Below are 13,999 nucleotides of genomic sequence, written 5' to 3'. Positions count from 1 at the left end.
TCTCTCTGCCGCTGCAGCCGGTGAAATTGCTGGTGCCGGGTGAGGGGTCACGACGGTGCCGCCGCCAGCCGCCAGCCGCCAGCCGTGGGCCTGTGCCCGCCGTTCCCAGAAGGAGGCGTACGTGCCGCCCGCCGTGACGAGGTCGTCGTGCGTGCCACGTTCGGTGATCTCGCCGTCCTCCAGGACAAGGATCTGGTCGGCGTTCACGACCGTGCTCAGCCGGTGTGCGATGACCAGGAGGGTCTTGCGGTCGGCCAGGGTGCGTACCGCCTCGGCGAACAGCGCCTCGTTCTCCTGGTCGAGGGCGGCGGTGGCCTCGTCGAGTACGAGGATCGGGGCGTCCTTGAGCAGTGCCCGGGCGATGGACACGCGCTGGCGCTGTCCGCCGGACAGCCTCGCGCCGCTCTCCCCCACCTTGGTGGCCCATCCGTCGGGCAGCTCCTCGACCACGCGGTCCAGCCCAGACAGGGCCGCGGCCTCGGCCAGTTCACCGGGGTCCGCGCCGGGGGCGGCGATGCGGACGTTCTCCTCGATCGTGCCGTCGAAGAGGTAGACGTCCTGGAACACGAGGGAGACGTGGGCCGCCAGGTCGTCGGCGGCGATCTCGCGGACGTCGACGCCGCCGATGCGGACCGTGCCCTCGCTGGTGTCCCGGAAGCGGGCGAGCAGTCCCGCGATCGTGGTCTTGCCCGCCCCGGAAGGGCCGACCAGGGCCGTCAGGCTGCGCTCGGGCAAGCGGAACGTCACGTCGTTCAGGACCGGCCGGGAGGCTGCCCCGCCCGCCGGACCGGCCTCATAGCGGAAGCCGACTCCGGCGAACTCCACACCGGCGTCGCGGGGGGTCTTCGGCTCGGCGGGCTGAGGGAACGGCGGTTCGCCGAGTACCGCACCGAGCCGTTCCAGGGTGTTGCGGGCCATCCGCATACCCGCACCGGTTGACCGCGTCCGGGGAGCACGCAGTGGCTGACGGAGGCACCAGGAAACGGTCTTCGGCTGGACTGGCGTGGCGGGTGTGTCATGGTGATCGCATGACGTGGAACGGTGACGAGTACCAGGCTCGGTTCGACCGCATCGCCGCCGAGGGGAAGGATGTCCACGGTGAGGCCGCGCTGGTCCGTTCCTTCGCGCCGGCCACGGTCCTCGACGCGGGCTGCGGCACCGGGCGGGTGGCCGCTGAACTGGCCCGCCACGGAATCACCGTGGTGGGCGTGGATGTCGACGAGTCGATGCTCGCCACCGCCCGGCGCCGGGCGCCGGAGATCCGCTGGCACCGGCGCGATCTGGTGGGACTCGATCTCGGGCAGTCGTTCGACGTCGTGGTGATGGCAGGCAACGTCCCCCTGTTCACTCCGCCGGGGACAGAACCGGACCTGGTGGCCGGGGCGGCGGGCCACGTCCGGCCGACCGGGCGTCTGGTCGCCGGGTTCTCCCTGGACCGTAACTACACGCTGGACGACTACGACGCTCACTGCCGGGCGGCAGGACTCGTTCTCGAAGCCAGGTACGCGACCTGGTCCCGGGATCCCTATACCGGCGGGGAGTACGCCGTCTCCGTGCATCGCAGGCCCTGACCGCCCGCCGCCGGTACCGCGTCCGGGGCAGCGCGTGCCTGAGCGCTTCGGCCGACTCCAGCCGCGTTTCGGCCGGGGCAGGCTGTTCAACCCACACTGCGGTGGTGACGCCGACAGCACACGACAGCGGTGAGCCTCTGGGCGAGGGTGGGCAGCTGCGGTGCAGAAGGTGCGGCTGGTTGGATCTCGTTGGCGACGGGTTGCTTCGCGGGGACTCCGGGCTGCCGGGGGACGGCGCCGGCGCGTAGTTCCCGCAGGTCCGGAACGCGGCTGTGGAGGGTGCCCGGTCACACACCGGGCCACTGCGGCTTCCTCATCGAGCCGGATGGCTCCTTGTTCGCCGCGGACATCGGCCTGACGTCGTTCGGCCCCTGTTACGGCGATGTCGGCAGCGGCCTCGTGGGCTTCCGGTCGTCGATGCGCCGGTGCCGGGAGATCGAGGCGCGCTGGTACGGCACCTCCCACCAGAAGGGCGTGATCGGGGGTGCGGCGGAGTTTTGGCGCCGGCTCGACGCCTTCGCCGGGGTGATTCGGTGGGGTGCCGTTCAGGGATCCTCGTCGGCCCGGTCTTCAGGGGACCGCCTGTCGAGGACTCGGAGGAGGGCCGAGGCGACGAGGGTGACGGCGCGGTCGTCGTCGTGGGCCAGCCGGCGCAGGACCTCCCTCGCGGTGGGGCCTGTGAGTTCGACCAGTGCCTGGGCGATGCGGATCCGCGTCGCGGAGTCCGCGGTGGGCGCGGCGAGTTCACCGGCCAGGGCGGCCGTGATCCGGTCCGCGCGCACCGGATCCTGGGACAGCCTTCCCAGCGCCTCCGCCGCGTCCACGTCGTTGGCGCCCCCGACCACCATGCCGACGAGTACGGGCACGGCTGCGGCCACACCGTGCCTGCCCAGAGCCAGCGCGGCATGTCCGCGCACCGTCACGTCCGGGTCCCTGAGGGCGTCCGCGAGCACCGCGACAGCCCCCGGAGCCTCGGGCGTCCCGGCGATCGCCAGCACCGCGCGCCGCCGGACGTCGACATCTCCCGCGTACGCACCCGCGGTCAGCGCCGCCACACCGTCGCCGCCCGACCGGGTGAGCGCCCAGCGCAGGGCGCCCGCGACGTGCGGGTCGGACTCGGCCAGGACCGCCCCGGCCAGCAGCCCGGCGGCAGCCGGCGCGCCCTCCGGCCGGGCCAGGACGGCCTGCTGCCTGCGCGCGGCACTGGGTGAGTCGAGTTCCCTCATGAGTTCGACGATGTGCAGGACGTCCTGCCAGCCGGTGGGCGCCGACGCGTCGATCGCGCGGAGCCGCTCCAGCAGTTCTCGCTCCCGCTCCAGGCGGTCCCGCGTCCACCGGATGAGGTCGCCGACCAGGGCGGAGGGGGTGAAGGACGGGTCCTGCAGCGCGCGGCCGATCTGCTTGAGCGAGAGCCCGAGCGACCGCAGGCTCTCCACGTGGAAGATCCTGCGGACGTCCTGGGCGGAGTACTCGCGGTAGCCGCCGGCGGTGCGGCCCGTCGGCCGCACCAGTCCCAGGGCGTCGTAGTGCCGGAGCGTCCGGGTGCTCACCCCGGAGCGGCGGGCCACCTCGCCGATCAGCAATCCGCGGCCTCCCTGTCCCCCGCGGTTCCCACGGCCTCGGCGGCCTGCGCCGGCTCGGCGGTCCCCGGGGCCTCGGCACCCGCCGCCGCGGCAGCCGCGGCGGCGGCCGCCCGCTCCGGGCCCAGCGCGACCGCGCGCTTGGCCTCCTCGATGGCCGCGTCGAAACCGGTCTCCGGATTGCGCCGGAGCAGTTCGGTGGCGCGGGCGTGTGCGGCCACCGCCGGGTCGGGGCTCTCAGCGGCCTTCTCCAGGACGGGCCTGATCACGGCACCGAGGTGGACCAGGGCCCGGCTCAGGCTCAGCTGCACGCCGCGGTCGCCGCGACCCAGCTGCAGGACCAGTTCGTCGGCCAGGTCCTTCTCCTCGTCCTCGGGCACCAGGGCGGCCGCGACGCGCCACGCGGTCCGCGCGACCTCGTCGTCCGGGTCGCGCAGCATGTCGCGGGTGATCCAGGCCCATGTGCCCTTGTCGCCGATCTTGGAGAGCGTGTGCAGCGCCTGGCTGCGGGCCTGGTTGTGCTCGGAGTCCAGCTCCCGGCGGATCCGGGGCAGGGTGATCTGCGGCGACAGACGGGCCAGCGCCCAGGAGAGCATGTCCCGGACGAAGAAGTCCGGCTCGACGGCGCACCGTTCGACGAGCGTCTCCAGGAACGCGGGGTCGGCGCTCGAACCGGCCGCCAGGGCCGCCTGGAGCCGGACTGACGCGTCCTCGGCGCTCAGGGCGTTGGTCACACGGGTGTCCTGCGGGGTCGTGTTGATTGGGACCACCTCCCGGCCCCCCAGTGAAAACCTTGTCACCGTGTCAGGGTCAAGCCCATGACCAGCGAACCGGGAAACCCTCAGGTCAGGGGCGTCCGCCTGGGCGTACCGAAGTGGTGACCGTACCGGTCAGGAGGTCCGGCGTGCGAGCACCGGTGGGTGTTGGACAGGCCGCGACCGCCGCCGACAGCGGCGCCTCCCCCTGGGGAAGGAGCTTGAGACTGCTGTTTGAAGCTCGGTGGCCGTACGGGTTAGATCCGGACAGCACGCCCACACCCCTGGCAGTAGGGCACCGCCATCGTCCCACCACCCGGACGACGAGCCGGAAGGGCGAACCAGGGGCCTGTGCGGCGGGGCCGGTAGCTGTTCCAGGCTCACCGCGCCCGCCGGGGTCTCGGTGAAGGCAGTGGCGGGGACGGGGTGGGGGTGGGTGAGGTCGTAGGTGCGGTGCAGGCGGTTGCGAGGGGAGACCTGTCCGGCCAGGGCCTCCAGGTACGCCGCGTGCGCCAGCCCTGTGTCGTCGAGCTGGAGGCACCAGCGGTTGGCGGCGGGATCGTGGTGGGCTTCGATCAGCGCCTCCCACAGCGTTCCGGCCGCCGCTGGCGCAGCCTAGAGGTCGGGGAGGAGGTAGGTGTAGCGGCGCAGCAGGAGCATCTCGCGCGGCTGCAGGACGATCTCGCGGTAGGCCGGATCGGCCTGTTTGGCCGTCCAGGCCGGGCACGGCGGCGCCGCGCCGGTGCGGGCGTGGCACCAGGCCAGCGCATCCAGCCCGTCAGGGGTGATGCGAGCGGCCCGCGCACCCCGCGGGCGGGTGGCGCTGGCGCGCAGTACGTCCTCGGCCGGGGTGGTGCGGCCCAGCCCGGCCCATTCCAGCGCCCACACCGCCTGCTCGTCCACCGTGCCGCTCACCGGCACCCAGGTGCGGCGGGCGGTCTGTGCGGCCCGCTCCGCCCGGGCCAGCATCTCCAGTACTGTCCACTGTCCGCTGGTGATCTTGCCGACCATCCCCGCCACCCCCTTCTTCCCTGCCGGACTCCTGCGACCGGTGCCGTCCGGCCACGGGGTGGGATCCTGCCCCACCCCGCGCCGTCCGGGGGGCGTTTCCGCCCGTACGCCACCCGCACAACTCCCACCTGTCGGCACCGGTGCCGCCGGGCGGTGGCGGGTGGTGGTCAGCACGGGTGGGTGGCGGTCAGGCGGTATCGGTGGCCTCCGCGACCGCGTGGCGGCCCTGCCGGTGCGGAGCGGGCCGCACGACACCGCCGCCGGCTGGCCGGTGGCCTGGCTGCGTGGCCTTCCCTGGCGGTTTCCGGGGCCTGAAGCCGACCGTCACCGCCTGCTGCGGGTGCCGGAGGCGAGCTGCGCCCCCCCTTCTTCTTCACCGGCTTGGGCGTTGGGCGGGCGCGCAGGGTGCGGGCTCGGCCATGATGGGGCGTCATGAGGCAGTGGGGGCGGCAGGGGCTGGGATGGTGGCTTCTTGCGGCGGCAGCGCTTGGCGGGGCGGCAGGGGCGGGGTGGCAGACCCTGCAGGGTATTTCGGTGGGCGATGCCGATCCGGTGGGCGCGGTGGTCGCCTTGGTCTCCCTGGCGGTCGGTGTTGTCGCCGTGCGGCAGGGTGCCCGGGCCCAGCGCTGGCAGGAGACCGATGTCGCGGAGGTGGCGGTACGGCTGGCCACGGCGGTACTCGATGAAGAGATTGAGGCCCGGAAGCAGTTCCTGGGCGACCACGACAAGCCCATCGACGTCCAATTCGACCTGCGCCCCGCCCCAGGCCATCCGGCCACCGGCGCCGAGGCGGACGGCCGGCTGCAGGGGGTGGCGGACTACTACCGCCGGCTGCGCCCTGGCCGGCTGGTGATCACCGGGGCCCCGGGAGCGGGCAAGACGGTCCTGGCCCTGCAACTGATGCTGCGCCTGCTCGACCCCACACAGCGCGGGCTCGAGGAGCCAGTGCCGGTGCGGCTGTCCCTGGCCTCCTGGAACACCGACGAAGACCTCGGGCAGTGGATCGCCCGGCACCTGACACGCACCTATCAGCTGCCCGCGGCCTCAGCCCGCGCGCTGGTGGCAGCCCGGCAGGTGCTGCCGGTACTGGACGGCCTGGACGAGATGGACGCCGACCCCGAGCCCGGCTACAACTCCCGGGCCAGCCGCGCGGTCCGTGCGGCTGGCCCGGGCCCAGCAGGCCGACGGCAAACTGGCGCTGGTACTGACCTGCCGCACCCGCACCTACCAGGCCCTGCAAGAGCAGCGGGTGTGGGCCCAGGACGCCGCCCGCGTGGAAATCCGCCCCATCACACCGGGCCCGGCCAGGGCCTTCCTCACCGCCCGGGTCACCGACCCCGGCCGCTGGCAGCCGGTATTCGACGCGCTGGCGCGCGATCCGGGCGGCCCGCTGGCCGACGGGCTGTCCACGCCCTGGCGCCTGACCCCCGCCGCGATCGTCTACGAGCAACGCCGGGAGAACACCGGCGCCTATCCACGCGACCCCGCCGAACTGCTCGACCCCGGACTGGACACGGCAGCGGCGGTCGGAGAGCATCTACTCGCCCGGCTCATCCCCGCCGCCACCGCCTTGCACAACCAGCGGCGCGGCACCTCCTACACCCCCCAGCAGGTGTGCGCCTGGCTCACCGAACTCGCCGCCTACCTCAACACCAACACCGCCACCGAACGGAGCGTAGGGGGACGGGTGCTGTCCGGCACCGACATCGTCCTCCACGAGCTGTGGCCACTGGCCGGCCCCCACCTACCCCGCGGCGGCACTGAGGCCCGGTGAGGGGACAGAAGGAGTGGGTGCTCAGGCGGTGAGAAACCCTGGACTACCGGGGCGATCAACTGGTGGACTTCTCCCGCGGTGGTCTCTGACGCAGTGGATCCGCTGCTGGAGGGGTACCGAAGGTGCGCTTGTAGTCGCGGCTGAACTGTGACGGACTTGCGTAGCCGACAGCCATCGCGATTCGTGAGATGCTCTCGCTTTCGCCTGCAAGAAGTCGGCGGGCTTCGTGCAGGCGGAGTCGCTTGTGATATTCCGCCGGTGTGGTTCCGGTGGCGGCCTTGAAGTGCCGGTGGAATGAGGTGACGCTCATTTCTGCAAGGTTCGCCAGGGTTCCGATGCCGACCGGCGTATCGATATGGTGACGCATCCATTCGGTCGAGCGTCTGATCCGCTGCAGCACTCCGTCGACGTTGATGAGTTGGAGCAATGAGTTCCCGTGTGGACTCGTCAGCACGCGATACGTGATCTCACGCTTCAGGCCGCCCGCGAGGATTTTCGCGTCCATGGGTGAATCGAGCAGTTGCAACAGCCTGAGCATCGGGTCAAGGACGGCCTCAGGCAGCGGACGCACCGAGACCGCCTGTGCCTCTGTCCCGGGCAGCAACTGCGTGTTCGTCGCGAGATCGACGAGCATGGCGAGGTCCAGTGGCAATTCGACCGCCAGGTACGGCTTCGTCTCGTCTGCCTCGGTCACGTGAGTCAGTGCTGGCAGGTCCATGTACGCAATGACCAGGTCACCGTTGCCGTAGTCGATGACCCGGTCATCGAGGATGATGTGCTTCCTGCCCTGGAACACCAGATACAGCATCGGCTCGAACACGATGGGAACCGGGGTGCCCGGGGAGCGGCTGAGGTACAACCGGATGCCGCCGGCCGACGATCGGGGTTCGGACTCGATGGCGTGTCGCGCGATCAACGACCTGATGCTCTCCAGCGTTCCTGCCATACGTCCTCCAGCGTAGTGGGCGCGGGAGCAGCGTAGTCGACGTGCGAACACAGTCACATCGGCCGATGGAGAAGAGTGCCGTCGGCAAGTGGCAGGATCTGGCATGGGACGGGGAGCCACAGACATTCTTCCAGTATTCCTGCGCACATAGGCTGTGGTCATCAGGTGTCAGCGGTCGGCATACGCGAGTCGAATCCTGATGCAAGGCGATTTCACTCGTACTCGGTGATTCCCTCGGTGTCTGCCGACCCTCGTCAATCCTTCTGTAGCCATCTCTGGAGATTTGCATGTCTGGGAACAACAAGACGGTCGGCGACGGCGCTCTTGATGCGCAGGTCGACGCCGCACTCGACGCATTTGCGCGCGGCCTTGCTTTTTCGGCGCGATCGCCGCTGCTGGGGACGCCCGCGGACGCTGGTCTCCAGTTCGACGATGTCACTTTCCCCTCGGCCGACGGCGTGCCTCTCGAAGGCTGGTTCATCCCGTGCCCTGGCTCCGACAAGTTGATCATCTGCTCGCACCCGTTCGGCTTCTCCCGCTACGGCTTCCCGGCACACCTTGAACCATGGAAGTCCGCTTGGGGGGAAGGGCTGGGGAACGATTTCGAAGTCAACTTCATGCCGGACTACAAGATCCTGCATGACAACGGCTACAACGTGCTGACGTACGATTTCCGCAACTGTGGACTGAGCGCGGCAGCAAACGGAGGACTGGCGTCGAACGCCCGGTTCGAATCCCGTGACGTGCTTGGATCGCTGGCCTACGTGCGCTCACGCCCCGAGCTGGCGCGCATGACACTCGGTCTGTTCAGCCGCTGCATGGGCGCCCACGCTACTTTCGTGGCGATGGAACTCGGCCCCGCCGCCTTCGCGGACGTGCGCGCCTTGGTCGCGCCCCTGCTTCTCTCGCCGACGGTCATCCTCGAGCAGCAGCTCGAGCGTGCCGGACTCGCAGGATACGCCGCTGAAGTCGATCGCCGGTTCCAGCGGATCACGAGTGCCCTGCTGGCAGAAGGCAGCCCGGTCAAGTCGGCTCCCGCGGTCACGGTGCCGACTCTGACTTACGGTGTCCACGACGATCCGCTGGTTCTTCCCTCGGACCTCGAAAGCATCTTCGAGGCGATCGGTGCAAAGGAAAAGGACATGTTCTGGATCCACGACACTATTGCCCGGTGGGACGGCTATCTGTGGTTCCAGCGCCATCCGGAGCGAATCCTGGAGTGGTTCGAGAACCACATGCGCTGACAACTCCCCAGACCGGTAGAGGCGTACCTGGCAAGTGATGTCACTTCTCGGTTCCGGCACAGATCTGGGGGAGCGGTCATACGCGCCGCGGCCTCCCCTCACGGCCGAACACGGGGCAACGCTTCGATGCACAGTGGAAATCAGCAGCTCCACCAGCGTGTCGGTGATCTCCCGTTCCCGTTCGTGCAGCAGCACTACCGGCAACGTCACCTACAGCGGTACCGTCTACGTCCGCAGGTGGGAAGGCGACTCCACCGCGGCCCACGCCCGCCGGGCGGCCAGGATGTCCGGGCCGCGGACGACGTCCGCATCGCCATCGACCGTGTGGGAGGAGCGCGCCACCGCCGCGGCGAAGTCCCCAGAAGCGGCGGCACCTGATGCCGATGCCACGGTGAGTACCACGGGACCTACCGGCGCACCCTCGACGTTGGCCACCCCGTCCTCACCGTTCTCGACACCGACCCGGGCACCGTCGCCGAGCAGCTGGCCCACGCCTTCCTGGCCGCCACGGCGCACCAGGTCCAGGAAAAGGGGGCGGCACCGGTGAGGCAGCCGGGGCAATCGAGTTCACAGTAGCGGAGGCTCGGCGACTCCTGGCAGCTTGTCGTCCCCGACCCCCGCACCTTCGTGGTCACCGAGGGCGACACCACGCGCTGAGCTGGTCGAACTGGCGCCGACGACGCCAAGCGGTCGCCCGTCGTTGTCACTATCAGCGGCGGTGTCACACGATCGAGGGGCGGTCTCCGTGAGACCACCCCCGCACAATCGAAGTCCCGCTACACTCCAGCCGCCCAACGAAACCCGCAGGTCAGACAGCAAAATCCTGCTGGAGTACTAGTCGCGGGAGTGCGAGGTGAGGACGAACGTCGGCTCACCTCCGCTCGAGCGGAGGTGTCCCGCTGTTGCCGTAGTGCGACGGGCCGCGGTCCGCGTCCTCTCCGCGCGAGCGGGGGTGAGCCAACAGCGAGCGGCAGGAGATCGGCTATCAGGGGGCCTCTCCACGCGCCCCGTTGGCCGTGTTCTGGCTGCTGGGCAGCCTGGAGGAGGCTGGGGCAGGTGAACAGGTCCCATCCTGGCCGCACGAGCCGCCACTCAGGTAACCCTCGGCAACCCGCGCGCCGTGGCTACCCTGGCGGAGGAGCAAGTCACCACCTTGGTCGCACGGCTTCCTGCAGCGGGGTGTTTTGGTGAGTTCATGACGGTCAGTGACCACCGGGAGTGGTTCCGGCTGGGGCGGGAGCCCGAGGGGAGTGCCGCCCTGTCGGGGACGTGGGGCGACCTGGAGTAATCCCACCGGCGCTCGCGGGCGGCGTGTTGGCCAGTGTCAGGGCAGTGGGTCGTCCCCGAGCCGAGGTCACCGGCAAGCCTGGACGATTCCCGGATGCTCGTCGGGCTCGTGGGGCTGCTGTGTGGTTCACGTGCGTGATGTCTTGCGGACCCTGAGGTGGCGGGGTGGGTTCCGGGTGGTCTTGCCCGTGGTGCTGGTGGGTTCAGGCGCTCCAGCCGACGGAGGAGACGTGGGCGTAGGCGTCGTAGTCGGAGCCGAGGTCGTGGATCAGGTCGTCCCAGATCGCGTCCAGCGCCTCGTAGTCCTCTTCCAGCCAGGCGTCCACGGCCGCCTCCCACACACGGGGGCGCACGGTCAGGCGGCGTACCTGGACATCCCGGCGGTGGGGGGCGGGGACGCGGGTCTGGTCGACGGGGTCGATCTCGATGCGGGTGCCGCCGCCGGCCTTCAGGCGGCGTTTGAGGTCGGCGGCAACGTTGTGGCGGCGCAGGTCCCAGTACGCGGCGTCGAGTCTGCGGCGGTTCGCAGCACTGGGGAGGCGTTCTTCGGCCAGCCAGGCGAACAGGGTGCGAGCGGTGACGGAGAGACCGGCGCGGTCCATCGCCGCGTATCCGGCCGGTGAGGTGGTCAGGTAGCGCAGGCGGGCGGCGATGCCGCGTTCGCTGTCGGGTGGGGAGGCAACACCGGTGACCATGGCTTCGATGCCGAGGGCGAGGGCGTCGGCGCCGGGGATGCCGTCGGCGCCGTACAAACCGAGGCGCATCCAGCGGCCGGCCATCAACGGCCCCCGGCGGCGGTGACGGTGTAGGTGACGGGTGCGCCGTCGCGGTCGGTCTTGACCTTCATCTCCCCCAGGCCCCGGCCCTCGGCCCACAGGCGGTGCCAGTCGCCGCCGGCCAGGTGCAGCTCATCGGTGCCGATGGCGGAGATGACGGTCAGGCCGGCCTGGTGGGCCTTGTAGGCGCGGCCCCACAGGTTGGCGAAGGCCTGGGAGCGGATCAGGTGTGCCCAGTCCGGGCGGACGATCTCCCGGTTGTGCGGGGACTCCCCCAGGGTGGAGACGAACTTGGAATACATCGCCTTCACATAGGCGGCGGTGATCTCATCCCCCGTCTGGAGGGCGTCGGCGCGGGCGGTGGCCAGGAGCTGGCGCAGGGCGTCGAGGAAGTTCTCCGTCGCGGACGACGTCCAGGATTCGTGGATCTGGGGTGGTTCGCACAGCCGGTGGGCCGGGCCGGAGATCCGCAGCAGCAGCCGCAGGGTCGGCTCGGTCACCCACAGCGGCCCCTCCTCTTCCCGGTCCCCCAGCGGACTGGGCAGATCCGGGTGGTCCCAGACGGGCGGGGTGATCAGGTGCACCCCGGCGCGCTTGCGGTCGTGCGCGGCGCCGGTGGAGTGTTCCAGCCTGCCGATCGGCAGGTGCGTCTTCATCGCCGACAGGTACGCGGCGTTCACATCCAGCGCGGTGACCGTCAGCTCACCGCCGGGGGTGCGGCGGTAGCCGGGGTGGCGCCAGGACGGGCGGGCCTCCCAGACCAGGTCCGGGTCCTTCTTGCTCGGCTTGCGCAAAACCGGCGGCAGCGCCGGATAGGCGGTGTACTCGTAGCGGGCCCCGGCTCGGGTCCGGGCGAACAGGCCCATCACGTCCGGGATCGCGCGCTTGATCAGCGCCTGTGTGGCGGCGTCCGCGTCTCCGCCCGCGCGGTGGAGCTCCGTCTCCACCGTGGCGGTGATGGTCTCCCGCAGCTCGGCGCGCACCTGCTCCGCGGAAGAGGTACGGCGGCGGGCCTGCTGGCGGGCATGCCCAGCCCGCGCCGCACGCGCCACTGGGCTCTCCCCCGACGGCCGCGCAGGAGCGCGGCGGGCGGGCGAGCCGGAGCCAGTGGAGGCGGGCACCGGCCCAGGCTCTGACCGGGTCTCAGGAGCAGTGCCCACGGCCGCGGCAGCGGCGGGCTCCAGGGAGGAGGCGGGGTAGATCTGAGCACGGCCTGCTACAGGGGCGCCAACCGTGGTGGTACCAACAGGCCCCGAGCCCGGAGCGAGCCCCGCCCCGGGCACGGCCTCGGGAGCCGTGCCCGCAGCCCCGGCACCGGCAGGCCCCAAGCCGGGAACGGGCCCCGGCTCAGAAACGGGAACGGCAGGGGCCGCGGTGGCGCCGGCCGCGGCAGGGTGGGGGTGGCCGGCGGCCGGTGTCGGCGGGGCGGGGTGGATCTGGGCCAGGCCCTCCAGCAGCCGCAGGTACTTGCCCCGGGACGGTGAAGACGGCATGACACCGCTCTCCCAGTTCGCCACCGTCTGACGCCCCACCCCCACAGCCCTGGCCACCTGCTCCAGCGACAGACCGGCGGCCCTCCGCAGCCGGACACGCTCCGCCGGATCGGCGAAAGCCGCCGCCAACTTCGCCTCCGCCAACAAGGCCTCAACGCCGTCGATGTCCTCAGCCATGGCACCACACTAGCGTTCCCCTGGCCGTGGAAACGACATATACGGGCCGGATCCTGGCATGAAACAAGAGCGAGGATATGGTTCCGGCGCGCCGCGCACGGCACCGAACCACGCAAGGACCCCGCCCCCTGCCCAGACGGACCGAGTCCGTGCCCGGGGAGATCAACCCCCACCAGCATGGCGCGAGAGTAGCCACGGCCGACGAAACTCCGGACGGCATTCGTCAGCAGAGCCAGACAGCAGGACCAAAGGAGCCTGCACCACCTCGCCCGGCAGCCGGACGAACTCCCCCGCCCAGGCCTCGACGGCCACGTGCCCGAACAGGCCCGTGGAGTACTCGAACGCCACCGTGACGGCGTCCTCGTGGGGCACCAGAACAACGACATACAACGCGCTGCGCGCGACACCCGCTGCGGGCACCCACACACCGCGGCCGACACCACGTGGAAGCCCAGGACAGGCAGCGGTGTGGTGACCACAGCGAACAGCACATCGGGGAACAGCCCCACCAAGACACCGGGCGCGACCTCGCCGTACCGCCGTCCGCCTTGGAACGCCAGCCCTCCCCGGGCGTCTGGCGCGGCCGGCTCGGCCGCCTCGGTCAACGGCAGTTCCCGGGGGCCGAGCACTGCGAAGAGCGCGGCGGTCACCGCGGTGGGGCTGTGGCGGTAGGTGACGGCACCGGTGCCGGTATCGGGCAGGATTGGAGAAGCCCCGGCGAGCAGGCCGCGGCTAGCGTGATCGTCATGACGTCTTTGGTATCCGTCACCCTCGAGGTGAGCGACCCCGCGGCCGCCGAGCGCTTCTACACCGCCGCCTTCGGACTGGGCCCGCAGGTGCGCCTGCGGGCCTGTGACGCGCCGACGACCGGCTTCCGCGGGTTCTCGGTGTCGGTCATCGTCTCCCGGCCCGCCGATGTCGACGGCTTCATCGGCTCCGCTCTTACCGCCGGTGCCACGCCGCTGCGGCCGGCGGCGAGGTCCCTGTGGGGCTACGGCGGCATCCTGCAGGCCCCGGACGGCACGATCTGGCAGGTCACCACCTCATCGAAGAAGGACACCGGCCCCGCCACCGGGAAGATCGACGATCTCGTGCTCCTGCTGGGAGCCGAGGACGTCAAGGCGAGCAGGCAGTTCTACACCGGGCAGGGCCTGTCCGTGACGAAGAGCTTCGGCGGCAAGTACACCGAGTTCGCCGCCGACCGGCCCGGTTCCGTCAAGCTGGCGCTGTACAAGCGCCGGGGCCTGGCCAAGACCCTCGGCGTGTCCGAGGAAGGCGGCGGATCGCACCGGATCGTGCTCGGCGGCACCACCGGGGCCTTCACCGACCCGGACGGATTCGTCTGGGAACCCGCACCGGCCACACCCACCCCCGCCTAGGCGGTT

10 protein-coding genes and 4 pseudogenes are annotated in these 13,999 nt (G+C 70.9%); 5 read left to right on the top strand and 9 right to left on the bottom strand.

Annotated features, from left to right (window positions below; translation table 11 throughout):
- Positions 1-66 precede the first annotated feature (66 nt).
- A pseudogene (locus V1L54_RS27005) lies at positions 67-933 on the bottom strand (ABC transporter ATP-binding protein); the annotation flags it as partial.
- A 95-nt stretch (positions 934-1,028) separates the two neighbouring features.
- Between V1L54_RS27005 and V1L54_RS27000 the strand changes: the two are divergent.
- A complete protein-coding gene (locus V1L54_RS27000) occupies positions 1,029-1,571 on the top strand; it encodes a class I SAM-dependent DNA methyltransferase (protein WP_330120767.1) in 543 nt (180 codons plus the stop codon).
- A 545-nt stretch (positions 1,572-2,116) separates the two neighbouring features.
- On the opposite strand, the gene V1L54_RS26995 is transcribed toward V1L54_RS27000, so the two are convergent.
- From V1L54_RS26995 to V1L54_RS29650, 3 genes and pseudogenes are all read right to left on the bottom strand, one after another.
- Positions 2,117-3,154, bottom strand: a complete 1,038-nt coding sequence (locus tag V1L54_RS26995; protein ID WP_330120766.1) for a MerR family transcriptional regulator — start codon at positions 3,152-3,154, stop codon at positions 2,117-2,119.
- A complete protein-coding gene (locus tag V1L54_RS26990) occupies positions 3,148-3,885 on the bottom strand; it encodes a HEAT repeat domain-containing protein (RefSeq protein ID WP_330120765.1) in 738 nt (245 codons plus the stop codon). Before V1L54_RS26990 ends, V1L54_RS26995 begins: the two co-directional genes overlap by 7 nt.
- A 156-nt stretch (positions 3,886-4,041) precedes the next feature.
- Positions 4,042-4,875, bottom strand: a pseudogene (locus tag V1L54_RS29650) (DUF6417 family protein).
- A gap of 474 nt (positions 4,876-5,349) precedes the next feature.
- Here V1L54_RS29650 and V1L54_RS29570 point away from each other — a divergent pair.
- Together V1L54_RS29570 and V1L54_RS26980 are read left to right on the top strand one after the other, a co-directional pair.
- A pseudogene (locus V1L54_RS29570) lies at positions 5,350-6,030 on the top strand (NACHT domain-containing protein); the annotation flags it as partial.
- Between the two features lie 43 nt (positions 6,031-6,073).
- Positions 6,074-6,691 carry a hypothetical protein gene (locus V1L54_RS26980; RefSeq protein WP_330120763.1) on the top strand — a complete coding sequence of 206 codons (618 nt, stop codon included), beginning with the start codon at positions 6,074-6,076 and terminating at the stop codon, positions 6,689-6,691.
- A gap of 55 nt (positions 6,692-6,746) precedes the next feature.
- On the opposite strand, the gene V1L54_RS26975 is transcribed toward V1L54_RS26980, so the two are convergent.
- Positions 6,747-7,637: an AraC family transcriptional regulator gene (locus V1L54_RS26975; protein ID WP_330120762.1), complete on the bottom strand. Its 891-nt coding sequence runs from the start codon at positions 7,635-7,637 to the stop codon at positions 6,747-6,749.
- A 287-nt stretch (positions 7,638-7,924) separates the two neighbouring features.
- Here V1L54_RS26975 and V1L54_RS26970 point away from each other — a divergent pair, with 287 nt between their 5' ends.
- On the top strand, positions 7,925-8,881 hold the full coding sequence (locus V1L54_RS26970) for an alpha/beta hydrolase (RefSeq protein ID WP_330120761.1): 957 nt from the start codon (positions 7,925-7,927) through the stop codon (positions 8,879-8,881).
- Positions 8,882-9,106: 225 nt separating this feature from the next.
- Here the strand turns inward: V1L54_RS26970 and V1L54_RS26965 are convergent, their stop codons facing one another.
- From V1L54_RS26965 to V1L54_RS26950, 4 genes and pseudogenes are all read right to left on the bottom strand, one after another.
- Positions 9,107-9,373 carry a hypothetical protein gene (locus V1L54_RS26965; protein ID WP_330120760.1) on the bottom strand — a complete coding sequence of 89 codons (267 nt, stop codon included), beginning with the start codon at positions 9,371-9,373 and terminating at the stop codon, positions 9,107-9,109.
- A gap of 998 nt (positions 9,374-10,371) precedes the next feature.
- Positions 10,372-10,947 carry a transcriptional regulator gene (locus tag V1L54_RS26960; protein ID WP_330120759.1) on the bottom strand — a complete coding sequence of 192 codons (576 nt, stop codon included), beginning with the start codon at positions 10,945-10,947 and terminating at the stop codon, positions 10,372-10,374.
- Complete coding sequence (locus V1L54_RS26955; protein WP_330120798.1) at positions 10,947-11,996, bottom strand: hypothetical protein; 1,050 nt, start codon at positions 11,994-11,996, stop codon at positions 10,947-10,949. Before V1L54_RS26955 ends, V1L54_RS26960 begins: the two co-directional genes overlap by 1 nt.
- Before the next feature lie 402 nt (positions 11,997-12,398).
- A pseudogene (locus V1L54_RS26950) lies at positions 12,399-12,614 on the bottom strand (helix-turn-helix domain-containing protein); the annotation flags it as partial.
- A gap of 746 nt (positions 12,615-13,360) precedes the next feature.
- Between V1L54_RS26950 and V1L54_RS26945 the strand changes: the two are divergent.
- Positions 13,361-13,993, top strand: coding sequence for a glyoxalase (locus V1L54_RS26945; RefSeq protein WP_330120758.1), 633 nt, complete (start codon positions 13,361-13,363; stop codon positions 13,991-13,993).
- The last annotated feature ends 6 nt before the right edge of the window (positions 13,994-13,999 follow it).

This window comes from Streptomyces rubellus, assembly GCF_036323805.1.
In the GTDB taxonomy this organism is placed as follows: Bacteria; Actinomycetota; Actinomycetes; order Streptomycetales; family Streptomycetaceae; genus Streptomyces.
Note: the sequence above shows the minus strand (reverse complement) of the source record. Positions and strands in the feature narration are given on the sequence as shown.